Annotated in this window: 26 protein-coding genes and 2 pseudogenes; all 28 read right to left on the minus strand. The window is 60.7% G+C overall.

The window, feature by feature from the left end:
• Nucleotides 1-5: 5 nt before the first annotated feature.
• A complete protein-coding gene (locus ACSJDS_RS17710; protein ID WP_473034383.1) occupies nt 6-557 on the minus strand; it encodes a TolC family protein in 552 nt (183 codons plus the stop codon).
• Nucleotides 494-1,486, minus strand: a complete 993-nt coding sequence (locus tag ACSJDS_RS17715) for a TolC family protein (RefSeq protein WP_473034384.1) — start codon at nt 1,484-1,486, stop codon at nt 494-496. Before ACSJDS_RS17715 ends, ACSJDS_RS17710 begins: the two co-directional genes overlap by 64 nt.
• Nucleotides 1,486-2,409: an HlyD family type I secretion periplasmic adaptor subunit gene (locus ACSJDS_RS17720; RefSeq protein ID WP_473034385.1), complete on the minus strand. Its 924-nt coding sequence runs from the start codon at nt 2,407-2,409 to the stop codon at nt 1,486-1,488. The genes ACSJDS_RS17715 and ACSJDS_RS17720 overlap by 1 nt, the downstream gene beginning before the upstream one ends.
• A 457-nt stretch (nt 2,410-2,866) precedes the next feature.
• A pseudogene (locus ACSJDS_RS17725) lies at nt 2,867-3,834 on the minus strand (type I secretion system permease/ATPase).
• Nucleotides 3,831-4,646, minus strand: coding sequence for an ABC transporter transmembrane domain-containing protein (locus ACSJDS_RS17730; RefSeq protein ID WP_473034386.1), 816 nt, complete (start codon nt 4,644-4,646; stop codon nt 3,831-3,833). The pseudogene ACSJDS_RS17725 and the gene ACSJDS_RS17730 overlap by 4 nt, the downstream one beginning before the upstream one ends.
• Before the next feature lie 143 nt (nt 4,647-4,789).
• Nucleotides 4,790-5,440 carry a putative bifunctional diguanylate cyclase/phosphodiesterase gene (locus tag ACSJDS_RS17735; RefSeq protein ID WP_473034387.1) on the minus strand — a complete coding sequence of 217 codons (651 nt, stop codon included), beginning with the start codon at nt 5,438-5,440 and terminating at the stop codon, nt 4,790-4,792.
• 35 nt (nt 5,441-5,475) lie between these two features.
• Entirely contained in the window at nt 5,476-6,252 is a 777-nt protein-coding gene (locus ACSJDS_RS17740; RefSeq protein ID WP_473034388.1) for a diguanylate cyclase domain-containing protein, read from the minus strand.
• Nucleotides 6,168-6,932 (minus strand): PAS domain-containing protein, encoded by a 765-nt coding sequence (locus ACSJDS_RS17745; protein ID WP_473034389.1) that lies wholly within the window; start codon nt 6,930-6,932, stop codon nt 6,168-6,170. The genes ACSJDS_RS17740 and ACSJDS_RS17745 overlap by 85 nt, the downstream gene beginning before the upstream one ends.
• 516 nt (nt 6,933-7,448) lie before the next feature.
• Nucleotides 7,449-8,462, minus strand: a complete 1,014-nt coding sequence (gene galE, locus ACSJDS_RS17750) for a UDP-glucose 4-epimerase GalE (RefSeq protein ID WP_473034390.1) — start codon at nt 8,460-8,462, stop codon at nt 7,449-7,451.
• A gap of 17 nt (nt 8,463-8,479) precedes the next feature.
• Complete coding sequence (locus tag ACSJDS_RS17755) at nt 8,480-9,016, minus strand: exopolysaccharide biosynthesis polyprenyl glycosylphosphotransferase (RefSeq protein WP_473034391.1); 537 nt, start codon at nt 9,014-9,016, stop codon at nt 8,480-8,482.
• Nucleotides 9,016-9,873: a Rossmann-fold NAD(P)-binding domain-containing protein gene (locus ACSJDS_RS17760; RefSeq protein WP_473034392.1), complete on the minus strand. Its 858-nt coding sequence runs from the start codon at nt 9,871-9,873 to the stop codon at nt 9,016-9,018. The genes ACSJDS_RS17755 and ACSJDS_RS17760 overlap by 1 nt, the downstream gene beginning before the upstream one ends.
• 58 nt (nt 9,874-9,931) lie before the next feature.
• Complete coding sequence (locus tag ACSJDS_RS17765; protein WP_473034393.1) at nt 9,932-10,642, minus strand: WecB/TagA/CpsF family glycosyltransferase; 711 nt, start codon at nt 10,640-10,642, stop codon at nt 9,932-9,934.
• Between the two features lie 22 nt (nt 10,643-10,664).
• Nucleotides 10,665-11,357: a glycosyltransferase family protein gene (locus tag ACSJDS_RS17770; protein ID WP_473035113.1), complete on the minus strand. Its 693-nt coding sequence runs from the start codon at nt 11,355-11,357 to the stop codon at nt 10,665-10,667.
• A 17-nt stretch (nt 11,358-11,374) separates the two neighbouring features.
• Nucleotides 11,375-11,602: pseudogene (locus ACSJDS_RS17775) on the minus strand (glycosyltransferase family 2 protein); the annotation flags it as partial.
• Complete coding sequence (locus ACSJDS_RS17780) at nt 11,599-11,874, minus strand: hypothetical protein (RefSeq protein WP_473034394.1); 276 nt, start codon at nt 11,872-11,874, stop codon at nt 11,599-11,601. The pseudogene ACSJDS_RS17775 and the gene ACSJDS_RS17780, both read right to left, overlap by 4 nt.
• A gap of 26 nt (nt 11,875-11,900) precedes the next feature.
• Nucleotides 11,901-12,677: a polysaccharide pyruvyl transferase family protein gene (locus tag ACSJDS_RS17785; protein ID WP_473034395.1), complete on the minus strand. Its 777-nt coding sequence runs from the start codon at nt 12,675-12,677 to the stop codon at nt 11,901-11,903.
• A 44-nt stretch (nt 12,678-12,721) separates the two neighbouring features.
• Nucleotides 12,722-13,333, minus strand: a complete 612-nt coding sequence (locus ACSJDS_RS17790) for a lipopolysaccharide biosynthesis protein (RefSeq protein WP_473034397.1) — start codon at nt 13,331-13,333, stop codon at nt 12,722-12,724.
• A gap of 8 nt (nt 13,334-13,341) precedes the next feature.
• Nucleotides 13,342-14,082, minus strand: coding sequence for a lipopolysaccharide biosynthesis protein (locus ACSJDS_RS17795; protein ID WP_473034398.1), 741 nt, complete (start codon nt 14,080-14,082; stop codon nt 13,342-13,344).
• Between the two features lie 519 nt (nt 14,083-14,601).
• The gene (locus tag ACSJDS_RS17800) at nt 14,602-15,876 is read right to left on the minus strand and encodes a sugar transferase (RefSeq protein ID WP_473034399.1); all 1,275 of its coding nucleotides are present in this window, start codon (nt 15,874-15,876) and stop codon (nt 14,602-14,604) included.
• A 63-nt stretch (nt 15,877-15,939) separates the two neighbouring features.
• Nucleotides 15,940-16,629, minus strand: a complete 690-nt coding sequence (locus ACSJDS_RS17805; RefSeq protein ID WP_473034400.1) for a glycosyltransferase family 2 protein — start codon at nt 16,627-16,629, stop codon at nt 15,940-15,942.
• Nucleotides 16,619-16,942: a hypothetical protein gene (locus ACSJDS_RS17810; protein ID WP_473034401.1), complete on the minus strand. Its 324-nt coding sequence runs from the start codon at nt 16,940-16,942 to the stop codon at nt 16,619-16,621. Before ACSJDS_RS17810 ends, ACSJDS_RS17805 begins: the two co-directional genes overlap by 11 nt.
• A complete protein-coding gene (locus tag ACSJDS_RS17815) occupies nt 16,933-17,805 on the minus strand; it encodes a glycosyltransferase (protein WP_473034403.1) in 873 nt (290 codons plus the stop codon). Before ACSJDS_RS17815 ends, ACSJDS_RS17810 begins: the two co-directional genes overlap by 10 nt.
• Nucleotides 17,798-18,622 carry a hypothetical protein gene (locus ACSJDS_RS17820; RefSeq protein ID WP_473034404.1) on the minus strand — a complete coding sequence of 275 codons (825 nt, stop codon included), beginning with the start codon at nt 18,620-18,622 and terminating at the stop codon, nt 17,798-17,800. The genes ACSJDS_RS17815 and ACSJDS_RS17820 overlap by 8 nt, the downstream gene beginning before the upstream one ends.
• The gene (locus tag ACSJDS_RS17825; protein ID WP_473034405.1) at nt 18,577-19,563 is read right to left on the minus strand and encodes a hypothetical protein; all 987 of its coding nucleotides are present in this window, start codon (nt 19,561-19,563) and stop codon (nt 18,577-18,579) included. Before ACSJDS_RS17825 ends, ACSJDS_RS17820 begins: the two co-directional genes overlap by 46 nt.
• 7 nt (nt 19,564-19,570) lie before the next feature.
• Complete coding sequence (locus ACSJDS_RS17830) at nt 19,571-19,696, minus strand: hypothetical protein (RefSeq protein WP_473034406.1); 126 nt, start codon at nt 19,694-19,696, stop codon at nt 19,571-19,573.
• 5 nt (nt 19,697-19,701) lie between these two features.
• Nucleotides 19,702-21,576 (minus strand): glycosyltransferase, encoded by a 1,875-nt coding sequence (locus tag ACSJDS_RS17835; RefSeq protein ID WP_473034407.1) that lies wholly within the window; start codon nt 21,574-21,576, stop codon nt 19,702-19,704.
• A gap of 39 nt (nt 21,577-21,615) precedes the next feature.
• The gene (locus tag ACSJDS_RS17840; protein WP_473035064.1) at nt 21,616-22,782 is read right to left on the minus strand and encodes a nucleotide sugar dehydrogenase; all 1,167 of its coding nucleotides are present in this window, start codon (nt 22,780-22,782) and stop codon (nt 21,616-21,618) included.
• Between the two features lie 72 nt (nt 22,783-22,854).
• Nucleotides 22,855-26,406 (minus strand): alginate lyase family protein, encoded by a 3,552-nt coding sequence (locus ACSJDS_RS17845; RefSeq protein WP_473034408.1) that lies wholly within the window; start codon nt 26,404-26,406, stop codon nt 22,855-22,857.
• Between the last annotated feature and the right edge of the window lie 10 nt (nt 26,407-26,416).

Here is a 26,416-nt window from a genome sequence, read left to right on the forward strand (position 1 = left end):
CGTGGTCAGGAGCCGCTGGGGGCAATGCTGTCAAGCAGCGCCATGACCTGCTCCAGGTCTTCCGACCCCAGGGTGCCTACCGCAGAGTGCAGGCCCAGACGGTCGATCACATAGCGCCCCAGGGTATCGACGTACTGAATGCGCTGGTCGAAGAGCCGCGCACGGGCGTCCAGTACGTCGACCAGGTCGCGCAGGCCGAGCTGCTCGCCGCGCTCGGCGGCCTCGAGAAACAGCTGGCTGGACTCCAGAGCCTGATTGAGTGCCTCGAGCCGGCGAACGCTGCCGTTCAGCGAGCGAAGACGCGAGCGAACCTCCTGCACGGCCAGGTTGCGCTCGTGATCCACGGCCGCTTGGCCGGCCTGGATGCGCTTTTCACCCTGCCTAACGCTGGCGCTGGTATAGCCGCCGCGATAGATCGGCATGTTGAGCTCGACGTTGGCCGTGTAATCTTCGCTGGTGCGCAGCTCATCGTCGCTGTCGCGATCGCTGTAGCTCAGGTTGAGGTTGATTTCGGGAAAGTAGCCGGCGCGCCGGGTGCCGGTATCGGCCTGGGCCACGCGCTGCTCCTCCTGGGCCAGGCGGACGTTGAGGTTCCGACCGGTGCGCTCGATCCACTCGCGCTCATCCCCCAATCCCGCTGCAGCTGGACGCTTTCCAGCTCACCCATAGCCAGACCTCGCATATCGGGCCGGATGCCGGTGAGACGCTCCAGTTCGCTCAGGGCGTCATCGAGGTCGTTCTCGGCTTCTACCGCATCGGCAATGGCCTCGTCGAGGCGTGACTGGGCTTCCAGCAGGTCGACGCGGTTGCCGATGCCAAGGTCGAAGGCGCGGCTGGCCTGGCGCACCTGCAGTTCCAGCGACTCCCGCTGCGACTCGAGCAGCCCCAGGCGCTGGGAGGCCAGGTAGGCTTGCACGTAGGCTTCGCTGACGCTGAGGGCCAGGTCGCGCTCCACCACGGCCAACTGGATTTCCGCTGCGCTGATCTGCGCATCGGCAACGTTTAGCCCACGCCAGCGCTCGAGACTGAAAAGCGGTTGCTCTAGCTGCAGTCGCCAGTAGTGCTCGTCAAACTCGCCGGGGCGCGTAGCGGGCTGGTCGAGCCCGAAGCCTTCCGGGTCGGTCTGCACGTTGGTGGAGTCTTGCCACAGGTAGCCGCCGCTGGCGCTGATCTGGGGGAGCAGCTGAGAGCGCGCCATGGGGCGCTCTTCACGGGTGGCGTCCAGTTCGTGACGCTGGCGCTCGAGCCCGGCGTCGTTCTCCAGGGCACGCACGAACAGCTCCGGCAGCGAAGGTAGGTTGTCCGGGCGCGGTGTTGCCCCGAGCTCCGCGCCGTCCTGGGCTTCCAGCGCCTGGAGTTCCGCCATCGCCTCTTCGCCGGCGGGAACGTCGTCCTGGGCAACGGCCGCCACGGGCGCCAGGGCCAGCAGCGATGCCAGCGCCAGGGCGCCTGACGGCGCCTTCGTCGGAATCGTGAAGCGAGCCATCAATCCTCCCTAACCGCGCGAGCCAGCATGTCGGTGATCGGCTTGGCGATGTAGCTGGCGAAGGTGCGCTCACCGGTGCGGATCATCACCTCGGCCGGCATGCCGGAGAGCAGCTGCATCTCTTCGGTCATTCTGTCGCGCCCCTTCTCGGTGACGCGAACCCTGGCACGGTAGTAGCGCTGGCCGGTGGCCTCGTCCTCGAAGCTGTCGGCGCTGACGTAGATGATCTCGCCGGGTATCTCGTTGGTCAGCCGCTGATTGAAGGCGGAGAAGCGAATGTTGGCGTCCTGGCCGAGGAAGATGTTGTCGATATCCCGGTTGGGCACCCGCGCTTCCACGACGAAACCGTCGCTGGAGGGCACGATGTCCATGATAGTGTCGCCGCCGCGAATCACGGCACCCGCGCTGTGGACCTGGCGGTCCACCACGCTGCCGGAGACCGGTGCGACGATCACGGTGCGCTCGACCTGGTCGCTCAGCGAGGTGATCTGCTCTTCGGCTTCGGCGATCTGCGCCTGGGCCTGACGCAGCTGCTCGCCTACCTCTGACTGGAACTCCTGCTGGCGCACTTCACGCTGCAGGCGGTTCTCGCTGATCTGTGAGCGCAGCCGGGAGATTTCTGCGCGGTGCTGGGCGACTTCCCCTTCGAACTGGAGCACCTGGCGTTCGAGCTCACGCAGCCGCTGGTTGTCGCCGAGCCCTTCGCGGAACAGCGAGCGGAAGTCTTCCGCTTCGCTGCTCAGCGAGGCGATGCGCCGGGTGTTGACGTTCACCAGCTGCTCGAGCCCTTCGATCTGCTCGCGCATCTGCTGGCTCTGCTCGTCGAGGGATTCCAGGGCGCCGCGCAGGGATTCGCGCCGTGCCACGAACAGGCTCTGCTGCACCGCCATGACCTGCTGGACGCGCGCGCTGTCGCTCTCCACCAGCTCCTGGGGAACTCGAGGGCGTCGGCTCCCTCCTGCTCGGCCAATAGCCGCACCTCCATGGCGCGATTGATCAGGTACTGAGAGCGGGCGATCTCGAGCTGGGAGCGCGCCTGGGTATCGCTGAGCACCACCAGCGGATCGCCGGCCTCGACGTGCTGGCCGTCTTCCACCAGGATCTCGCTCACGATGCCGCCTTCCAGATGCTGAACGCTGCGCTTGAAGGATTCCACGGAGACATTGCCCGGCGCCACGACGGCCACCGCCAGGGAGCCGGTCATCGCCCAGGTACCGAAGCCGCCGAAGGCCAGCAGCAAAATCACGAACCCCAGGCGCCGATAGCCCTTGTCACTGGTGGGCAGCACCTCGGCGTACTCGCCCTCGAGGGTCTGGGGCTTGGGTGTCACGTCGATCTCGGAGCGCTTGGCGACGTCCTGGTTCGAGGTTTGGTCGGTCATTACTTCTGCTCCTCGGGATTGCTACCGCCGGGCTGACCGCCCTCGCGGCCGCCACGAATGGCGGCCACGCGGCTGTTGGCGGCCTGGGCAACCCGCTGCTGGGGCTTTTTGGCAAACTGGGCCAGCACCTGGTCGCGCGGGCCGAACATGCTGACCTGGCCCTCTTTCATGACCAGCAGCTGGTCCATGTTCTTGAGCACGCTGGTGCGGTGGCTGATGACGAACAGCGTGGTGCCTTCCGCCTTGAGCTGTTGGATTGACTGGGCAAGAGCCCGTTCGCCGGCGTCATCCAGGTTGGAGTTGGGCTCGTCGAGCACCACCAGCACCGGGTTGCCATACAGCGCCCGCGCCAGGCCGATACGCTGACGCTGGCCGCCGGAGAGGGCGCCGCTGGTGGAGGAGATGACGGTGTCGTAGCCGTTGGGCAGCTCGAGGATCATTTCGTGGACCCCGGCTTTCCTGGCGGCCGCGACGACCTTCTGGGGGTCGACTTTGCCGAAGCGGGCGATGTTCTCGCTGATCGAGCCGTCGAACAGTTCGATATCCTGGGCAAGTAGCCGATGTGCGGGCCCAGCTCGTCGCGGTTCCACTGGGCGATATCGGCGCCGTCGAGGCGCACATTGCCCACCTGGGAGGGCCAGACGCCCAGGAGCACCCGGGCGAGCGTGGATTTGCCGGCGGCGCTGGGGCCGATGATGCCGACATGCTCGCCCTTGGGCACCTCGAAGTTGATGCCACGAATGGTGGCCATGCGCACGCCGGGCGGCGCGGCGGCCACGCCTTCCACGGCGACGCTGCCGTGCGGGGCGGGCAGCGACATGCGCGGCTGCTCTTCGGGAATCTGGGTGAGCAGCTCGTTGAGGCGGTCGTAGGCGCCGCGCGCACTGACGAAGCCTTTCCAGCCGCCGATCATCTGGTCGATGGGGGCCAGCGCCCGGCCCATGATGATGGAGCCGGCGATCATCATGCCCGGGTCATTTCGTTGCGCAGCACCAGGAAGGCGCCGAGACCGAGGATCATCGACTGGGCCAGCAGGCGCAGCACCTTGGAGGTGTTGGTCAGCGCGCCGGCGCGGTCACTGGCCTGGGACTGCTTGGAGAGAAACTCATGGTGCTTGTTGGCCCAGCGGCCCATGATCCCCGGCAGCATGCCCATGGCGTGCAGCACTTCGGCGTTGCGAAGGTTGGAGTTGGCCAGATTCTGGGCCTGGATGTTCTCGCTGTTGGCTTCGGCCAGCAGGGTCTTGGTGGCCTTCTCGTTGGCGATGGCCAGGATCAGCAGCACGATGCCGGAGATAGTGGCGAAGATCCCCAGCCAGGGGTGGAACAGGAACAGCACGGCCAGGTAGACCGGCACCCAGGGGGCATCGAAGAAGGCGAACAGGCCGTTGCCGGTCAAAAACTGACGCAGGCTGGTCAGGTCGTTGAGCGGCTGGGCGCTCTGCTGACCCTGGCTGACCACGCTGCGACGAAACATGGCGCTGTAGAGTCGCGCGTTGATATTAGTGTCGAGCCGGTTGCCCACCCTGACCAGCATCCGCGAGCGGACCAGCTCTAGCCCGCCCATGACCATGAACAGGAAGACCACCAGCAGGGTGAGCATCAGCAGCGTTTCGACGCTTTGGGTCGTGAGCACGCGGTCGTAGACCTGCAGCATGTACATCGGCGGCACCAGCATGAGCAGGTTGACGAACATGCTGAAGAAGCCCACCGATGCGAAAGAGCCCCTGCATGCCTTGAGCGCACGCTGGAGGTCCGTAGCGTCCTGTTGCTTTGCCATATGGCGAGTCACCGTTAGAGATAAAGACTGTCAAGCGGGGAGGGTCAACCGCGGGAGGATAACAGAAAGCCCCGTCCTACCGGTAGGGGACGAAACTGCTCGGCCGGGAAAAAACCACTGCGGTCAGTCGGGCCAACCATCGACTAGGACTCGAGGCTGACCTCCGGCCGGCCGAACAGAAACCCCTGAAAGAGCTGGCATCCCCGGGAGGCGAGGCAGCGGTGCTGGGCGGGCGTTTCCACCCCTTCGGCTATCACTTCGAGATGCAGGCTGGCCGACAGCGAAATGATGGTCTCGACGATGGCGGCACTGGCCTGGTCTTCGAGCAGTTCACGCACGAAGCACTGATCGATCTTGATCTGATCGAGGGGCAAGCGGCGCAGATAGGCGAGCGACGAATAGCCGGTTCCGAAGTCATCCAGCGACAGGCGCAGCCCTAACGCCTTGAGGGCGACCATTCGCTCGCGCACTGCCTCGGGGTCGTCGATCAGCAGCGACTCGGTCACTTCGAGCTTGAGCCGGGAGGGCTCGGCGCCGGTGCGGGCCAGCACGGCCTGGACCTGCTCCACGAAGCAGGCCTCGCGAAACTGCACCGGGCTCACGTTCACCGATACCGTCCAGCCGGCTGTGGCAGGCGTCTTGGCCCAGGCCACGAGCTTCCAGCAGGCGCTTTCCAGCACCCACTCGCCCAGCTCGACGATCAGCCGGGTCTGCTCGGCAATGGGGATGAATTCGACGGGTGACACCTCGCCCCGCACCGGGTGCCGCCAGCGCAGCAGGGCTTCGGCTCCCACGGTGTTGCCCCGAACGTTTACCTGCGGCTGGTACGCTACCGCCAGCTCTCCCCGCTTAGCGCCTGGCGAAGGTCGATCTCGAGCTGCGCCCTGGCCTTGAGCCGCGACTGGACCTGAGGGTCGAAGAAGCAAACCTGGTTGCGACCGCTTTGCTTGGCCTGCATCAGCGCCAGGTCGGCCTGTTTGAGCACGTCTTCAACGGAGACCCCGTGCCGGCAAAACAGGCTAACGCCCAGGCTAGCGGTGACCACCAGCGGCTGCCCGGTAATCGTCACGGGTTCCTTGAGCGATTCCAGCAGCTTGGCGGCGACCCGCTCGACCGCAATGGCGGCCGCATCCGGGTCGTCGTGAATGTCGTGGAGCAGGATGGCAAATTCGTCGCCGTTCAAGCGCGACAGGGTATCGGTGTCGCGCAGGATGGTGACGAAGCGTCCGGCCAGGGCGAACAGCAGCTGATCGCCGACCCGGTGCCCCTGGGTATCATTGACCGTCTGGAAGTGATCGAGGTCGAGGAGGATCAGCGCAGCCAGCTTGCCACTGCGGTAGCTGTCCTTGAGGACCCCGTCCAGGCGGTCCAGCAGCAGCCGGCGGTTGGGCAGCCCGGTCAGCGGGTCGAAGAAAACCAGATCGTGAAGCTCCTGCTCCACGGCCTTGCGCTCGGTCAAGTCATGGAGGGTGGCAACATAGTGGGTAAGCTCCCCCGAAGGGGTGCGCACGGCGCTGATGGTCAGCCACTGGGGGTAGGCATCGCCTCCCTTGCGGCGATTCCAGATTTCCCCTGCCAGCGGCCGTTGAGCTTCAGCGACTCCCACATGCGCTCGTAGAAGGCGGCATCCTGCAGGCCAGAACTCAACAGGCGGGGATTGCGACCCAGCACCTCGTGACGCTGGTAGCCGGTGATCTGGGTGAAGGTGGCATTGACATCGATGATCTCACCGCTGGCATCGGTGATCATCATGCCCAGGTGGGTCTCGAATGCCGTGGCGGCGATGCGCAAGCGCTCTTCCACGCGTTTGCTCTCGGTCACGTCGCGCACGACCATGACCAGATGATCGGCATCGTCACCGGTATTGAGCGGGCTTAGCACGGCATGGCGGTGAGCCAGCCTTGTCTCATCGCTGGCTTCGGCGTATTCCAGCTCGGCGGCGCCTTCGCGCCAAACCTGCCGCATGGCCTCTTCCAGCGGGGCGGCGGACAGCGCCGGCAGCAGATCGACCAGTCGCTGGGCGTTGCCCTGCTCAGCTCGCGGCTGGCCGTTGGCGAAGACGACCCGGCCGTGGCGGTCCAGCACGTAGAGCTGATCGGGTATGGCGCCGACCAGCGCCTCGAGACGGATCTCATGGGCACGGTGCCGCCGTTCGCGGGCCCGCAGCCCCAGGTAGTGGCAGACGCCCCACAGACCAAGCCCGGCCAGCAGCAGCCAGCTACCGGTCAGCAGCAAAAGGTACTGCCAGCCGCCGAACGGCTGCGCGCTGCGCTCGTAGAACAGCAAGGCAGCAAAAAGTGCAGCGACCAGTAGCGTGATCAGATAGGCAAGCCATGCGCATCTTGCTACCGATCTGGCAGGTTCAGACGGTGAGTCTGTCGAATCGTCCATGAGCGGCTGACTCCATCAGCATGCTTCAGCCCATACCTTGCGCACCAGGAGACTACAATTTGGTTCTTCGCATTTTAGCGTGAACATGTTTGGCAGGTTCTATGGTGGGAGGCCGGCTCTGCCGGGCGAAGGCGCCGCAGGCGCCCCTGGGTAGCGCTGCGCGCTACTTCGCGAGCTGAAGCTCCCTCCCACAAGGCCCATTCACGCCAGTCTGCGATGAACCTAAAATTTCTGTGTGGCAACCCGGGCCCCCATATGACTTCCAGCAGTATGGCGCATCTAGTCCATTCTGCCGAACACCTCTCATTGCGCCATGTGCCGACAGCTGCCGAGAGGGGCACTTCGCCATTCGGTGTGGAGCCGCGCGGGGGCGTGGCAAACCCTCCTGACAGCGGCGTGCCATCAGGCGAGTCACTCCGCATAGCCTTGAGGGTTGGTCGACTGCCAGCGCCAGGTGTCCCGCAGCATTGCCAGCAGATCACGCTCGGCTCGCCAGCCGAGCTCCTGTTCAGCCTTGGAGGCATCGGCCCAGAAGGCCGGCAGGTCACCGCTGCGGCGTGGCGCAAACCGGTACGGAACATCAACCCCGGTGACCTGCACGAACCCCTTGACCATCTCGAGCACCGATACGCCCTTGCCCGTGCCCAGGTTGTAGCGCCTGACGCCAGGCTGATTCAGCGCCTGCAGCGCCGTCAGGTGGCCCAGAGCCAGGTCGACGACGTGCAGGTAGTCACGCACGCAGGTGCCGTCGGGAGTCGGGTAATCGTTGCCGTAGATGGCAAGCTCCGGCAGCCGCCCTACTGCCACCTGGCTGATATAGGGCATCAGGTTGTTGGGCGTTCCTCGCGGGTCCTCGCCGATCTGCCCGGAGGGATGGGCACCAATGGGATTGAAGTAGCGCAGCAGCGCCACGCTCCACCGCCCGTCGGCTGCCGCCATATCTTCCAGTACCCGCTCCACCATCGCCTTGGAGGCCCCATAGGGATTGGAGGTGGTGCCCCGGGGCATGGATTCCAGGTAAGGCACCGGTGCTTCGATGCCGTACACCGTGGCTGAGGAACTGAAGATGATGCGATGGACTCCGGCCGCTGCCATCGCCTGGCAGAGCACCAGGGTGCCGTACACGTTGTTATGGTAATACTCGAGCGGCTGGCCGACGCTCTCCCCCACCGCCTTTAAACCGGCGAAATGGATCACCGCTGCTATCCTGTGCGCGGCGAACACGTCATCCAGTAGGGTGCGGTCACGAATGTCGCCATGAATGAAGGTTGCCTGCCGGCCGGCGATATTCCCCACGCGGCGCAGGGCGTCTCGTGAGCCGTTGCAGAGATTATCGACTACCACCACCTCATGCCCGGCCTGCAGCAGCTCCACCACGGTATGCGAGCCAATGTAGCCGGCACCGCCGGTTACCAAAATCGCCATGGGTTGTCTGATATGCCTCAATACGCGTTCTTGTTGATGAAACCCTTGAAAATGGTCAGGAAGATAATGCGCAGATCCAGCCAGAGTGACCAGTTGTCGATATACCACAGGTCGTACTCAACGCGCTTCTCCATTTTCTCCAGGGTATCCGTCTCGCCGCGGAAGCCGTTGACTTGTGCCCACCCGGTAATGCCCGGCTTGACCTTGTGGCGGCGCATGTAGGATTCGACCAGCTCCTTGTAGTGTTCATTGTGAGCCAGGGCGTGGGGCCTTGGCCCCACGATGGACATACGCCCCTGCAGCACATTGTAGAACTGCGGGAGCTCGTCCAGGGAGGTACGGCGAAGAAAGGCTCCGATAGGCGTGACGCGGGCATCGCCCTTGGTCGCCTGAGTGACCTGGCCTGCTGACTCCTGATGAATTCTCATGGAGCGGAACTTGTAAACCTTGAACTGCTTGCCATTCACCCCGGTGCGATACTGCTTGAAAAGTACAGGCCCCGGGGAGCTGATCTTGATAGCCACCGCGATGGCCAGGCAAACGGGCAGAATCATCAGGCTGAGCAGCCCCCCAGCACGACATCCTCCAGGCGTTTGACAACCCGCGCCATGCCATTCATCGGCGACACGCTCAGGTCGATGGCGTAGTGCCCCGCCACTTCACTAATACGATGGTTCAGCAGGCGCATATCCTTGAATTCGGGGATAAATCGCACTTCGGCCGTATGGTTTCGCAGTGCAAAGAAAATCGAGCGCACCACATCGCCGCGTTCGAGCGGCACGCAGATCCACACTTCACGGGCACCGGATTGCTGAACGCGTCTGGCCAGTCTATCCAAACCGCTCTGTGGCACAGCTTCCAATGCCGCAGGGCCCAGCCGTTCAACGCCTGCTATGGAGAAACCTTCTTCGGCAGATGCCCGCATCCCTTGCGCCACTTCCACCAGGTTTGGACCGGGCCCAACCAGAAACACCGAACGCCGTGCCAGCCCCTTGATGCGTGCCTGACGCAGCAGAAGCTGAGCCAGCACACGGACTCCGCCTGCCAGCACGAATGACATGAGCAGGGTCATCCCGACCCACAGCCGGGAGTAGCGCTCGGCCACATGGGCAAAGTAGATGATTGAGGTGGCCAGGACCCCGACCGCTAGCCAAACCAGAAGCAATCGACCCAAGAGCGTTGAGATAGTGGTTACCCGCCAGCGAGCATACCCTCCCAGCGCAGCGTTGAGCATCACCACCAGCAGGGCCATGATGGCCATGGCCAGAACAAAGCGCTCTGGTAGCTGAATATTGCCAAAACGCCACCAATGTGCCAGCAAGCCGCCCAGCACAATGGAAAAGACGTCTACAACTGGAACTAGCAGCTGGGTAGGGTAACGTTCCGTAAGCCCTTTCGTATCGCTAGGCATTCAAGCTTCTCTTACCAAGTAAAAATAGACGATCGCTCAATCAAAAATAGAAAAGTCTTCATTTCTTTACATGATACATAATGACATCGCGAAGGAACACCACCAGAAAAACCGGATAATAGAATAGATAGCGAAGAATCAGCTTTGGCTCATCAATCATTCGATATAACCAGCGTAGGTGGAAGCGATCCATCCACTTAGGATAATACTGCCTACCACCGTACGCCGTTTGATGTAGAAAGCCTCCGCAAGTATATGCAACTCCTTTCCAGCCTACCCGCTTGAGATCAATAATAAACTCCTCTTGAAGCGGGGTCCCCATCCCCACAATCACCACGTCAGGGGAGCAAGACCGGATACGCTGGAGTTCCTGATCCCTTTCAACCTTGGATGAAAAGAAACCATGCCGCACACCAGACACCTTGAGACCCGGGTAGAGCCCTTGGTAGACCCTCACCGACTCTTCCGGAATTCCGGGCTCACCTCCGATGACATACAGGTTTTTTCGATTCTGAACAGCTTCCGAAAATACGACTGGCGCCAGAGATGTCATATCGAAACTAACGCGCTTGCACTTTTTCCCGGTCAACCTCATCAGCGTAGAGAGCAACACTCCATCACAATAAAAAAAATCCACCTCATGGTATACATCAGAAACCTTTCTCAACTTGAGGTAGGAATAAGGGTTAAGAAAACTCACCAACACCGTATCACTGGCGGCACTTATCTCGCCTGACGAGCGCCCAGACTCAACCTTATCAATAATCATCCTTCACCTAAATCCCAAAATCTCAAAGCCTCTTCCTCTCTACCGAAAATGATTTATAAAGGAGGTAGGCCCTACGCATGAACAGAGAGGGAATAAAGAGAATCGATAAATACACCATAGCCCGCTTGAGCGAAACACCCGACGCCCCTTCAAGGCTTCCCAGCGCACGAACGGCTTCTCGCTTTCTCCCACAGCGAGCGGCTTTGATAGCAACAAAATAAAAACAGAAGCCATTGAAGGCCTGCTTAGTCATTCTACTTCGGTTTTCTATCGCCCAGTTTCGCGAATAGCTTATCGATTCCCCTTTATCTGCTGGCCTGGCTTGTGAAGTCCAGTATATTGCAGTACCCGGAAAGTCTACCAGGAGAAAACTATAGCCCTGGTGGTATAGCGAGAGGCAAATATCGTAATCCTGATGCCTCGGATAGGATTCATTGAAACCACCGCGAGAAAAAAAATCCTTAGGAATCGTCAAGGTGGATGTCTGCATAATCTCGCCATCGACGAACAGGTAGTCGGCAATATGTTCGCCATCCGAAAGTCGGCGGGAAGGCACCTCCCGCTCTATCTTATCATTAAAGAAAACTCGCGCCCTATTATAGAAAACAGCATCCACAACTGGACAAGCATCAATGTTTTTTTTGACTGCAGCAAGCTTTCCTTCCAAGAACACATCATCAGAGTCAAGAAATGACACCCAGGGAGAACTTGCCATCCTTGCCCCTGGTTTCTGGTCTTGGCCGCGTTAGATTTTTTATTATTTTTAACAAGAACCACCTTATCGTCTCCGATAGACATCAGCGCTTCTTCAATCTCATCAATATTATCACTACAATCATCAACAACGATAACTTCGCGAACAAAACAACCTTGCACCAGGGCACTATTGACAGCTCGAACCAGCGACTCCACTCGATTATAGTTGGGTATAACAACGGAAAATACTGCGGCGCATTTCATGCATGCCCCAAACTTTTCAACACATCAATAATAGCCAGCCTCTGCTCGGAGAACGCACTCTCCAAACGCTTGATGACCGCCCCCTTCCTTTTATCGATTTGGCTCACATGATCGAGAATATCTAGATCGGAGTTGATATCATGGAGCAGTTCCTCAACCCCTAGCGACTCAAACACTCCTGTAATTTTTCCATGCCTCTTCCTATCAACGACTGCAATAGGCACTGCCCCCTGCATGGCGGCAAACAACAAGACATGAAGACGATTACTCAAAACGTATTCAGCATGCCTGTAGCACTCTAATATGTCACCACCATCGCCATCATCAAAAACAACTTGATCGGATCTGACACCCAAGTTTTCAGCAAGCTGGGAATTATAACCTTCATCGCTCGCCACTTGCGATACGAAAAGTAGTTCATCGGGATTAAAAACGCTAGCGCTCTTGACAACACAGGCAATAGACTCAGCTCCTCACCATCATCCGAAAGCGTCTTTTCCCTAAAGCTATACACCACTCTCCCAGACCTATCTTCTGCCTTTCCCCCACGTTCGCCCTCCATCAAGAATGCCATGTCAGGGCAATAACTAACGCGCTCAATGCCGATCTTCTTTGCATACCCTAACGACACCGCCTCCCTAACCGTATAGGCATGGAAAAAGCGTGACTGCCATCGCTCCAGCCGCTCAATCATTGGCGAAAACGGGCCGACCGATGCACCGACTCGGCAAATCCGGACACCTGAAAGCTTCATTAGGCCATAACAAACCAGCACAGCAGCTTTCTTGACTAAGCCGCCATCTTCACCATGAAAGTGTCCGGGCTTGAGAAAAAAATCGACTTCCTCTCCCTTCAGGGAGCACCACAACAGGCGCTTTATAAAAGCGAAATACCCCTCATTCACCAGCATGCCATCCACTGTCGCCAACATGTTACGATAGTTGTCGGCACAGTGTCTGACATTTATCGTGATCTCGCTACGCTTAGAAAGCTGACGCAGCAATAACGTATTGATAACGAGATCTCCTAAATTGTCAGCCTGGGTATTGGCGACATAAAACACCTTTCGCCCCATTCACCACTCCCATTTCTGAATTATTCCATCGCCACGCAGCGCAATCACCTTGGCAGAAAAAGCCTTTGTTTCAGCCCATCCAAAACGCGTCGCCTCGGAACCGAAGGAGTCCCCATCAAGGAAAACACTGTGGGATCAACACCTAGACGCCTACGTATCGCGATAACAGCCAGCACGTTCCAAACAACTTTAGCCAAGACAAAGCTCAAAGCTGCACCAACCACCCCCATGAAATATGCGAAAACCGGCAATAATACAATCGAGATAAGCAGGCTGCCGCCCTGAAAGATTATCTGCCACCAATGCATCCCCCCCAACTGAAACAGCAGCCCGGTAGAACCAGATAGGGCGTTGACCAGCATACCCAAAACCAGCACCCTCAAGAGGTTTTCATGCTCGACAAATGATGCGTCAAACACCAGCATAAAATAAGGCGAAAACGCGAGCACAATAACACTTGCAACAACCGTTGGGATGCCAAGCAGCACGATGGCGGCATTACACTCTAACTGGAGATTTTCCGGCCGCTTCTCAGCCACAGCTCGGGAAAGCCTTGGCGCAACAACGAGTGACACCGTCATCAGAAACAGGTTGATAAGCTCAGCGGTCTTCAAAGCCGCAAAGAATGCGCCCACCACCTCGCGCTCGAACAGCATTCCGATGACTAGGGTATACAGATACAGATCGGCGCCGGATATGAGCCCAACGAGAGCCAAACCCAGGCTTGTACCAATCCAGAACTTGACAAGAGAGGAAGGCCTGCCCTCCCCAGTTCCCTGACATTTTTCACGGCGATACGTAGGTGGTATACGAGCACACCAAACAGCACCGCCGACATGATGGCGAACACCAGTACCAGATCGCTGACGCCATCCATACGAAACTGACCAATGGCTAGCCAACAAAACAATATGACCAAAACCCGCCACAGTAAATCACGGGTTGCAATAGCGATAGAGTCCTGATTCTGTACTCTCAACGCCCCCATCGTTGACTGGGTTGCTGAATACAAGAAGCAGAGCAGTGCACTGAAAAAAGCGACTTGCACGCCCCCCTCTGCCGGATCACGGGGAAGCACCAACAGAAGCACCAATGAGGTAACCAAGCCCGCAGCAATGGTTGTGATCAGTGAGAAGCGGTAGACCCCCTTCTCTCTATCCACTCGGCCCTGTGTTTGAGCGGCGGGGATTTCCTTGACCAGAAACACCTGCTGACCAAAACACCCTACCAAGGCACCCAGCATTGCCGCACTGAAATAAAAGCTGAAGACGCCAAAATCTTCAGGGGACAACAGTCTTGCGATCACTGCAAGCAACACATAGCTCGAGAGTGCTGCCAGCAGCTTGATGGCGAATGCCAACAGCGAATTGATGACCGGGCTATCCAGTCTCGAGACTTTTATCACTGCTATCCCTGTTCCTCGTTTTCACTCGCACCCTGGCGAATCGTTGAGCCGCAAAATAGATCATTGCACGGCGAAGTATCACCGCATCACCGCGGACCACAACCGTTGACGTGGTGATGCGCCACCTTGAGCGCCATCACGTTCAGACACGCTACCGCCCAAGGATTGTGCCGGGTTTTTCCCATACCCTTAAGACGCCACGCCCCGGTTAGCCCGCTCTCGGGGAGGCTGCACCGGCATGCCGCCGGCCTCGTACCGGACATACTCTACCGAAGCGGGGAGGATTCTACCTTGTTCGATGACGAAGACTCCATGTGAGCCATGCGTCTATCGCCGTACTGGTCACGAGTCGCTTCGACGGCTCCTGGGTGGTAGAAGTGGCTTAGTGCCGGCTTATCTGGCAGCGCCAACGGCCCTTGCATGCATTTCTAGCAACAAAGTTCAAGGCTTTTTTTGCTCAAAAAAGGCCGGCATACAAGCCGGCCATTGGATGGAACCTTATCCAAGCCTTACTCAGCCTCAGCGAGATCCGAAGCCGGTCACCAGGATAGGCATGGTCTTCAGGGAGACCAGCACGTCCAGCCACAGCGAGAAGTGCTTGATGTAGTAGAAATCGTACTGCAGCTTGGTACCCATGCCGTTCACCTCGGCAGCATAGCCTTGGTTCACCTGGGCCCAGCCGGTGATCCCCGGGCGCACCACGTGGCGATAGCTGAAGAAGGGTACCTCCTGCTCGTAGCGCCCTGACAGCGAAGCCGACTCAGGCCGGGGGCCGATGAAGCTCATCTCCCCTCTGAGGATATTGAAAATCTGCGGCAGCTCGTCCAGGCGGTACTTGCGGATCACCCGCCCCACCCGCGTAATGCGAGGGTCGTCATCGGAAACGGTAAAGTCCTCGCCGCTCATATCGTGATACATGCTACGGAACTTGAACATCAGAAACGGCCGCGCCCGATAACCGATGCGCGGCTGCAGGAACAGGGCGGGGCCAGGACTGTCGAGCTTGACGATGGCGGCCACCAGCAGCATGAGCGGGGCCAGCAGCGGCAGCAATAGCAGCGCCCCGATAAAGTCCATGACCCGCTTGGCCCCCACATAGAATAGTGGCGGGAGCAGGGTGCCAAACTCATTTTCAGAGAGGTGGTCGATCTTCACCCGCCCCGATAACGCTTCCGAGACCTGGCGAACGTGGTAGACGGGAATGTGCGATAGCGTGCAATACGCCAGGAAACGCTCCCACTCGGGTGGCAGATCCGTGGCGCGCAGGTCAGCCACCACGGCATCGTACCTCACGCCGCCAAGATCGACGGAATCCAGCATCCTCAGGTCAGCCTGGTTCGCCCCCAGCAGCTGCCGGGTATCCCCAAACGGCACCAGGGCCAGCTTGACCCCTCGAAAGCGCCGGCCGATGAAGTAGCCCAAGTAGAACCAGACCAGGCTGGAGAGGTAGCCGCCGAACAGCACCTGGCGCGTATAGCCCTCACGCGCAAAGAGCAACAGGGCAGCAGCCAGCAGAAACGCGATGGAAACCGTCGGCATAATATGGGCCGCTAGCTGCGAGCCGGGGAAGCGAGCCATTCGCCGCAGCGTCAAGGCCGAGGCCAGAAAGGCAAGGGCGATGGCAATGATGGTGTTACTGCGCTCATCCGGAAGATAGAGCCAGAACTCCCAGCCCCAGCGGTCGATAGAGGGGATGCCAATGACAAGCGGCATGCCGACCATCACTTGCAGCGGCAGGCCAAGTAGCAGCACTTCGTACCACCGTGAGTGGCGGCGCTCGTATTCAAGGGTCATGACGTTTTCACATCCCCCCGCATAACGCCTTGTACACATGCTGGGCCAGGAACCGCCCTGACTTCAGCGGCCCCAGCTGCTCCTGTCCGCGATAGATGCGATACACATCACACGCCTTGGCGAGCTTGCCAGCCGACAGGCTAACCCCCCCAGTGTGGTAGACGGCATGCATCCCGGGTACTTTCGCCCTGCCCCTCCCAATCGGGTCAACGCCAACCACAGCCCCCAGTCCTGGCCACGGCGCACGTCGGGCATATATACCTTGCCCAGGGCGTGCTGTTCGTAGGCCGCCGTCAGGCAGCCGACGGGGCAGCCCCGCAGCAGATCCGCATGGTTCACCGTCGAAGGCGCCACATGAGTGCGCAGCAGCGCCCCGCTTTCACGATCGCAGCGCTGATAATCGCCGTAGCTGAATACAGCCTGCTCACGCTGCATGAAGTCGAGCTGGGCGTCGAGCTTACCGGGCAGCCAGAGGTCATCGCTGTCCAGAAAGGCGATATAGCGGCCACGGGCCGCCTCGATGCCCAGGTTACGGGCTGCCGCGGCACCACGATGGGGCTGCCACAGGTACTCCACCTCAGGATAGTCTTCCTGAAAGGCTTGCACACGCTCCCGCGTGGCATCCCGGGAGCCGTCGTCCACCACTATCACCTGCAGCCGATAGCGGGTGGGCAGCAGCGCCGAGGCCAGGCTGCGCGAGAGCACGCCGGCGGCATCGTGGGCCGGCATCACCACCGAGACATCAACGGTCACCCGAGGCCCCCTTGCCGGTCAGGGCTCGGATCAGGCGCCACAGCCAGGCCGGGCGGCGCTCGTCAGGCGATGATGGCGAGGGCCGTGAAAGCCTGGCGTCGGCCTCCTGCCGCCCTAGCCGCTCGCTCAGCGAGCCGATCATGCCTCGCGCCGACTGCAGATTGGTGCGCAGCGCCTCGATTTCGCGTCGGCTGCGCGCCTTCTCCACCGACGCCGCAAACACGTCGATGTCGACGGCATCGGCAGTCTCCGCAGCCTGCTCCCCTGGCGGCTGGAGGCGTCCGTCAAGAAAGGGAAATTCCTTCAGCGACACCTCGCCCGGGGCCACCTCGGGCAAAAAAGCGTGAAAGGGTACGTCGCCCGAGTCGTTGTAATCCCCACCGCGCGAAAGTAGGCCGGCTCGGCGGCGTCCAGAATCACCGGGGAGCGCCGGTCGATTCGCACATGGCTGCCCAGGCCGTAGACATGGGTGGGCCGCGCCCGCCAGCCGCCACGGGCCTCGAAGTAGTTGATCTGCGCCAGGCCCAGCGCCACCTTGGGATAATACATCCGCCGCAGGCGGCCCACTCGGGCGCTCTCGCTCTCCACTACCCCCTGCAGGCCATAGGGAAAGCTGACCACGAAGCCGGCAAGCTCCGGGCGCAGGTAGCTGGCCAGGCGCTGGCAGTAGCCGGCGGCCAGGGCATCGTCGTCATCCAGGCGCACCGTGGCTACGCAGCAGCCGGGCTCACTCTCCACCACCTCGTGCAGATAGGTCTCGATCGCCGTGCCGATGGAGCGCTGGACCGTCGTTTCACTCTCCCCATCAGGTGCTGCCGCCACGGCGAGAATTCGCGTTCGGATGCCGCTCTCTTCCGCCATCCCGGCCAACAGCGCGTCGAGCGCCGCCCGGTGCGCCTCCGGCAGCGCATCGGAGATCAGCAGCAGAAAGTGCAGCTCTCCCGCGAAGGGGCGCTGTGCCATCAGCGAGGGCACGGTAATCGACCGGAACATCTCGAAGCGCGCCTGCAGGCGAGCCGCATCGAGCAGGGTGGCCCGGTAGGCCGCCAACGACTCGGCATCGCGAGCCGAGCGGGTGCTCTGCATGCGGCTATCCACTACCGAGTAGCGGGTGACCACCACCACGTGGCGCGGCGCCTGGGATGCCGGCACCTCCGGCCGGGCGGCGTCAGGCATGGGCCGCCTCCGGCTCGTGCACCAGCGGATTGGCCAGAATACGCTCCACCGTCTCCAGCGCCTTGGCGTAGCGGGTCTGGGCGATGTCGTGCTCCAGCTCCCGGCACAGCCCCACCAGCGCCAGGTGGTGGCGCGTCAACGCCTCCTCGGGCAGCCCCCTGGCCTGGCGAACCCTGGCCAGCATGGCATCCAGTTGCTCCGCCTTGAAGGCCGGCGGCACCATGTAGCCGATATGCTCCAGGCTCCAACGGCCCCAGCTCATCACCCGGTGGTCGCCCGTCTCGGTCACCATGACGTTGCCGCGATTCATGTCCGGGTTGAACGGGTAGAGCGGCACCTCGGCCAGGCGCTGCTTGAGAGTGTCAAGCGCGCCCAGAAAGCGCTGAAAGCCAGCCCGCTGGGCCGGGGTATCCACTCCCAGCGCCATGCGCTGCACGTAGTCGGCATTCAAGCGCCCCTCCAGGGTCTGCCGCGACGTGGCGTAGGCGCGCTGCAGCGCCACGGGAGGCACCAGCGACCAGGCGTGGACCAGCAGTTGTTCCAGCACCGCGTTCCACTCCTTCGCCGCCACCGTTTCACCGCGCCCAAAGGCGCTCACCTTGCAGGTGAACTCCCCCACGCTGAAACGCGCCACCGCCCGGGGAGCCAGTAGCGCCTGGCGCGACCAGCTCTCGAACAGCGCCTCCTCATGCTCCAGTTGATGGAGCTGCCCCTTGGGATAGATCCACTGCAGCCAGTGGCACGCTTCGCCCTCAGCGGCTGCCGGCTGCGTCAGATGGAAGGTGAAGAGCCCGCCCTGGGAGAATCCATCCACCACGATGCCTCCGGCAGGGGCGCCCCCTCGCCCCCCTGCTGCGCCATGGCCTCGCGCACCGCAGCCAGCCGCGGCTCGGCGCCGAAGGCCTGGCGCAGGCCCGTGATCGCGGTGTTCTCCTTGGTGACGGCTTGGCGGCTGCGAAATACCAGCGGGTCGATCTGCAGGCGCGCCTTCCATAGCTCCGCGTTGGCGACGATCACCCCGCTGAGCGCGCCGAACAGCTGACGCATGATCAGCACCGACAGGATCGCCAGCAGCAGGTTGCCGCCCTGCTCCATCACAAAGGGCCACAGCAGCCAGAAGAACCCGGCCAGGAAGTTGAGCGAGCCCAGCGTATCCAGGTAGTTGCGGGTACGGTAGCGCACCAGACGCTGAAAGCGTCCCGGCGCCTGGGCGCTACCGCGTGAAAGCCCCAGGGCGGTGGCGCCGGCCTCCAGCAGCAGCAGCCCCAGCAGCAGGGCCACCAGGGCCGGGTCCAGCAGCGTCAGCACCCCCAGGCCCAGCATCACGATCAGCCAGTTGGCCACCACGCCGCAGAACTGCGCATAGTAGCCGCGCGCCTCGTCACGCAGCCGGCTGGCCACTGCCAGCTCGTTGGCGCCTTCCAGCACTTCCAGGCTCCCCGCCTCGGCCAGGCGCTTGGTCAGCGCCTCCAGCAGCAGCGTCGCCACGAAGGCCGCCACCGCCCCCAGCGAGAGCAGCACCACCCAAAAGCTCTTCTCATCCGGGGCGATGAAGAACTGGAAGTAGCGCGGCACCCCTTCGGAGCCCGCCAGGATGATCACCTTCAGCGGCAAAAACAGCGCCAGCAGGTTGAATATGCGGTTGAGCACCTTGGCCACCACCGCGCCGAGTGTCACCAGCGGCCGGACCCGCCAGAACACGCCCATCACGCGGGCCAGCCAGCGCAGCGCCGCGCCGGCCTCAGTCACAATTTGCATCGCGTATTTAACTCTTGAATATGACAACCGACTCGCTGACCGCCGCCGCTTTCGGGACCGCCTGCACCAGGCGCTGCAGCGGCACGACAAGGGCCGAGGCCGCCAGCGGCGACACCGGCTCCGGCAGCGTCATCGCGCTCACCGCCGGGATATTGGCGTCCGCCGCGAGCAGCTCGCGATCGCGGGAGGAGACCGCCACCCAGGTGGCCGGCCGGCCGAAGGCCTCGGCCAGATGCGCGGCCACCTGACTGGGTGACCAGACCCCGACGGGAAAGCCGCTGCCCTCCGGATGCCCTGCCACGCAGTAGAGCGCCCCCACCTGCCAAGCGGGAAAGCGGTCCTTGAGGTGGCGGGCCACCATGGGGTCGCAGACCAGCGCGCAGCGCGCCCGGAGGGCATCCTCTGCGGCGAGGATATCCAGCCTGCCTTCGGCGGCCAGGGCCTGATAGGTGTCACGCACCGGGCGCATGGCCGGCTTCTCGTAGCGCCGCCAGTGGAACAGCGCCACCCGGTAGCCGGCCTGCAAGGCGGCCCTGACCAGGCCCTCGGCGTACTCCCCACCCCCTTGGCGAGGGTGAAGTCCCCCACCAGCAGCAGGTCGTACTCCCTGGGCGCCGGGCTGCGTGCCAGCAGGTTCGGCGGCGCGGGAAGGCGCCGTTCGCTGTCCTGTAAGGGCATCTTCAGCGCCGTAGGCGGGGCACTGTTGTGCCACCAGGTCTGCGCTTCCCGATACACCCGGCGGGTGCCGTAGAAGATGGTCTTCACATGGGTGGGCCCGGTCTGGGTCAGCGAATCCTCCTGGCTGAGCGAGAAGGAAAGCGGCACCTGGGGATGCACCACCTTGATGGCGCCTTTGCCGCAGGCGGCCTGGATGCGCCAGATGAACTCGGTATCCGCCGCGGCGCGCACCCGATCCCAGGCGCCCAGCGTTTCCACCAAAGGGCGGCGAAACATCAGCGACGACTCGTTCTGGCGCTGCAGGTTGGGACCTGGGATCACGCCCACTCGGTTGATGTAGAGATTATGTGAGGCCCGGCACCAGGCGCTCATGCAGGCCACCAGGCTGTCATCCTCGAGCAGCACCTGGACCTGCGCTTCGATCTTCTGGGGATGCGACCAGTCATCGGCATCATGCACGGTGATGAAGTCGCCGCTCGCCTGTTCCAGCGCAGTGAGCCGCGCCCCGTAGGCGCCGGTATTCTCCTGGTGGCGCACAGGCTTCACCCGCGGGTCCTGCTCGGCAAAGGCCTGTAATACGTCCCAAGTATCGTCCGTGCTGCAGTCGTCGACGGGGATGATCTCGAGGTTTTGCCACGACTGGGCCAGCAGGCCACGTATCGCCTTCTCGATGGTGGTGGCCGAATTGTAGGCGGGCATCAGCACGCTGACCTGAGGGCCATCCTGCCCTGCCACCGGCTTACGGGCGCACAGGTTGTCGATGGCCAGCGGCGCCGTGCCATCCCGCAGGCCCAGCGCGGCGAAGCCGTTGGCGGCGAAGAGGCGATTGAGCCACGCCAGGCGCTGCTCATCCCCGGCACCGGCGGCACAGAGCACGTTGGCATAGGCCAGACAGTAGTCGGCAAGCTCGCCCTGGCGCGCGATGGCCTGCTCCAGGGTGGCGCGCGCCTCATCGGCCCGGGCCAGGCGATTCAGGCAGTCCACCTCCAGCAGCACCTGGCCGGGCTCCTTGCCCTGGCTTGGGTCCAGCGAACGCATCAGCAGCGCGTAGGCCAGCGCCAGCTCGTACTCGGCCCGGGCGGCATACCAGCGGCCCAGCGACCAGGCCGCCTCGGCACGGGTGGCAGGCGTGACACGCCGCGAGGTCAAGATGCGCTGCAGGTCCGCCAGGGCATAGCGGGAATGGCCGGCCCAGAGTTTCTTCTCCAGGGCCCGGGGCGAATGCGGTGCCGACTCCAGGTGCCAGCCCAGGGCATCCTGCACGCCCAGCGGCACGAAGCGGCCCAGGCGCGCCTTGGCCGGCTGCCACAGGCGGCGCCGCACGGCCGATTTCACGCGGAAATAAAATACTCGATCCATGCTTACCTATAGTTTTCAATCGCTGCCGAAAAGGTCGCGGGTATAGACCTTCTCGACCGCGTCGCTCAGCTCATCGACCATACGATTGGCGAGGATCACATCGCTGAGTTCCTTGAACGCCTCCAGATCACGCAGCACCCGGGAGCCAAAGAACTCCTCGTCTTCCAACACGGGCTCGTAGACCACCACCTCGACGCCCTTGGCTTTGATGCGCTTCATCACGCCCTGCATGGCACTGGCGCGGAAGTTGTCGGAGCCGGTCTTCATGATCAGCCGGTAGACGCCCACCACCTTGGGCTTGCGCTTCAACACCGATTCGGCGATGAAATCCTTGCGGGTGCGGTTGGCCTCGACGATGGCCTGGATCATGTTGTTGGGCACATCTTCGTAGTTGGCCAGCAGCTGCTTGGTGTCCTTCGGGAGGCAGTAGCCGCCGTAACCAAACGAAGGATTGTGGTAATGGTTGCCGATACGCGGGTCCAGCCCCACCCCATCGATGATCTGGCGGGCATCCAGGCCGTGGGTTTCGGCATAGGTATCCAGCTCGTTGAAGTAAGCCACGCGCATGGCCAGATAGGTATTGGCGAACAGCTTGATCGCCTCTGCCTCGGTGCTGTTGGTAAACAGTACCGGCACATCCTGCTTAACGGCGCCCTGCTTTAGCAGATTCGCAAATGTCTCGGCCCGCTCGGAACGCTCGCCAACGATGATCCTTGAGGGATAAAGATTATCATAGAGCGCCTTTCCCTCACGCAGGAACTCGGGTGAAAAAAGTAGATTTTGCGTACCAAATTTCTCACACGCCTCAGCGGTAAAGCCAACCGGCACGGTGGACTTGATCACCATCACTGCATTGGGGTTGACATCCAGCACATCCTGGATCACCGCCTCAACGGTGCTCGTATTGAAGTAGTTGGTCTCCGGGTCGTAGTCCGTCGGGGTCGCGATCACCACGAAGTCTGCTTCTCGGTAGGCCTCCTCCTTTTCCAGTGTCGCCGTAAAACTCAGCTCTCGGTTGGCCAGAAACTCGGCAATCTCCGCATCCTCGATGGATGACTGCCTATTGTTGAGCAGTGCAACCTTCTCGGGAACGATATCCAGCGCCACTACGTCATTACGCTGAGCCAGTAGCATAGCGTTGGAAAGGCCGACATAGCCGGTTCCTGCGATGGCTATTTTCACATCAATTTCCTCGATGGTTTCAGCACCCTTAAACTCAAGCACAACATCTGAAGCAGGGTTGTGACTGTAGCGCTAAAATTGCGGCCGCAGATTCAACCCGGATTCTGAGCGCAACGCATCAACGACATTCTTACCACGCTTAGCGCGCTCTTCTAACAATTGCTCTAACAACACGCTGGCTGATTGACCTGATGCTTTCAATCTTTTCCGCTCTTCAATAATTTTTTTCTCCACATGGGAGATATAATCTAGAGTCTTATAACCTCCGAGCACAGGCAATGCCTTATCCAAATCAATCCACTTTTTTAACATCTCGGAATCAACACCAAATGCATCTAGGTCCTGGGAGCTTATCTCGTATTTTGACTCATCTACAAGCATATCACTTACGCGATTTTCGTAATTGGAGTCAGACATTCTATGAATAGTATAAAGGGCACGCGCCTTGCTGCGGTCCAACCACACACCATGACCATATCGTTTCATCAAACCCTTGTGGCCGCCATTATAAATATTTGTCTCGCTTTGCGAATCTTGCAACAAGCTCAGACCAATCGCATCCGGCTCTTTAACAAAAAAATCTTTCGCAATATTTACTTCTGGAATGAAACGAGTAGTTGACCTTAATGCAATAGTGCAGCTCGACACCCCTGAGGTCATTAAATTTTTAGCGGTCAAATTAATCTCATTAAGAGAACAGATTGATATTGCGTCATCGTCGTCTATCCTGGTTGTTAAAACATGGGTATAGCTCAGATTATAAACTTTCTCCTTGCAATACCTTCTCAAGCCAACTCCACGATCCGAATGAAGCTGAAGCTTCTGAATAAAAAATGGAAGCCCAAACAACAAGTCTCTTAGACGATCGAGCCACTCTTTGGAGATTCTTTCATCCACCTGCACGAGAAAATGCATACTCTCTCGCCACTCTTGCTTTTTTAATGATGGCACGGTGATAGAAGATAGCAAACCAAATCGATGCCTAAGCCATAGCTCATCAAAAACCCCAACCCCAAACCTCATCACAACCACATGGAGTAGCGACAGGTTCGCAGAATTTTTATCTCTTCGTCCAGCAACACTTAGAAGCCAAAATATTTGGATGCCATCGTGCGGAGCAAAGCAAGCTGGTGCAACGAACTCATCATGCTTAGCCTCTGTAGAAAAGAGCCCCAGGCTTCTACCATGAGACTTGATAGGCAAAAAGCGCCGATGATCAAACTCGTCGATCTGAGGATACGGCCATGGGGAACCTTCGTGTGCCAGCAGCCACTCCACGGCCTTGCGTAGGGGATGGTCGGGTTCGGCGGCACGCGAAACAAAGGTGCCATCGAATCGCGTGGCCAGGTTCAGCAGGTTCAACCAGCCCATCAAAGTAAAGCAGCAGTAGTGGGCCGTGAGGCTCCTGGCCATTTCTTCATGCTGAACGCCTTCTGACGAGATCTGCAGCGGGATGCGCTCTTCGGCCCGGGCCAACGTGGCATACAGGGTGTCGTGGTCGTCCAGAAAAGCCGCAATAGCCGCTACCTGCAGGTCGTAGTAGGTGCCATGGTTATTACGGGCCTGTGCTTCCTTGGTACCCTGCTTGCTGGAGAGCAACCAGTCGAGGTATTCGCGGAACCAGGCGCGCAGGCGCTCCAGCTGGTCGCTGGACAGCGCGCCGATGTGGTGCAACAGGCGCACCGCATCCAGGGCGTAATACAGATCCTTCATCTCAATGACGCCAGATTGGGCACCGCGATTTCCGTTCCTGCCCCAACGCACCTGCGCATAGCTCATATTTGGTTTCATGCAGGTCTTGGGGGCGATGAACCAGCGCTCCAGCCAGCGAACGGCATGGGTGGCGTAGCGCTGGTCTCCGGTCACATATGCCGCCAAAGCCAGAGTCGTCGTATCATCGAACAGCCTCTGCAGGCGAGTCCGATCGTAGCGGTCACTTTCCTGTTCGTACATTCGGGTGCCCGGCACACGCTCTCCATCGCGCCGCACGTAGGGCAGACCATCGCTGGTGTCCGGGTTGGGCCACCAATAAGGGGCGGGGTGGTAGTAGTCCTGCAGGTCACCGGAGGGGCCGGGCTCGGGCTTGTCCACCGGGGATCCCGGCTGGCGCTCCAGCGCTTCCGCTGCGTTCTGCAGCAGGGTTCGCTGCAGCCCGGCCTGGGTGCCGGATTCAGCCTGCTCCCGGTACTCGGCCCGCAAGGCTTCGATCGCCTCGAAGCGATAACAGGTCAAGCCGATGGGGTCGGGCTGCGCGGAGACTTGCCGCGTCACATGGTTGATGGCGGCGCGAATCGCCTTCTGGCGCTCGCGGCCGCGGTTCTTGAAGCTCTCGGTGGTCGAGGCCTCCAGATGGGCCTTGCCGCTGGCAAGCCGCGCCACCCATCCGGCCACTCCCCATGCGCTGGCGTCGGGCGAAAGCGCGGCTCGCGGCTGTTCCCAGGGGTCGTCCTTCCAGCGGTCCCATTTGCCGGGTATGCCCAGGCGCCAGAAGAGCTCTACCTTCGGACGCCGACCATAGGGGTGGTTTTCGCCAAAGCGTTCGCGGGCATCGCGACGGAACAGCAGTTGCGGCTCTTCCACCGGGCTGGGGGTAAAGTCGTCCCGCAGTAGCTCGGCGTTGTCTGTAATGCGCTCCATAGGTACGGCGAAGTACGGCAGGTGCGGCGCAGTGCAAACGGCGGAGCGGATCGACTCCCAGGCGGAGGCGGTGACGAAGCAGTTGCCATCCCAAGGCAATACCCATTTGGCCCGTCCTAGTCCATCCTCCAGGGCGGCGTTGCGCGCCCCGTTATTGTTCATCAGGTAAAGGTTCTTTTTCCGGTAGGCCGCGGTGAATACCCGCTCCTGTTGCAGCGTCCCCAGCTTGTGAAAGGTAGCGGAGCTGAGAAAGCCTGGCTCCGGATAGGCGGAGTAATCCCACCCGACCTGGGCAAACGCCTCGGCCTCGAACGGGATCTCCAGATACGGCTGGTCGTGCTGCTCCAGCAGTTCGATGATCGCCTGGCGCTCGCCGGCATCGAAGATGCGGTTGAGCACCCAGCGCTTTTCGCAGTCTGCCAGCTCGGGCTCGTTTTCCAGGATGAAGCGCACGTTCTGGCGCGACTGGCCCTTCGCATGGCGCGGGTAGAGATCGTTGCCGATGATGCGATACAGCACGAAGGAGTCCGCTTCGGTACTCAACGCCGACTCTCGGTATGAGGTCTTAAGCTCGCCCTCGAAGGGGCAGCGGCGGGCATACAGGACTTTCAACTCTTCAGGGAGGTTTTCGAACTCTGGCTTAAGCTTCCCGGCAACGACATCAACCGCAGGTCGTACTTGATGACTCACACCACCGGCAGAGACGGCTTTCTTGCTTTTCTTTTCCTTACATGAACTGCTCTCGGATTTATTTTTATTCTTTAAATAATGTGCTGCCCGCACAGACCTAGGATTCAGCCTGATAGCACGACTGTAGGCCCCTTCGGCTTCGCTTGCTTTGTTTAGCCGTTCAAACACCATCCCCATATTTTCATAAGCAAAGTATGTCTCTTTCTGCTTGAGCGATTTTTTATATTCCTGAATTGCTGCCTCGAGCTTTTTTTCTCGGAACAGTTGATTGCCTTTTGCAAACGGGGTCTTGCTCATGCCATCTCCA

The sequence above is a fragment of the Halomonas sp. SL18_1 genome (assembly GCF_055755715.1).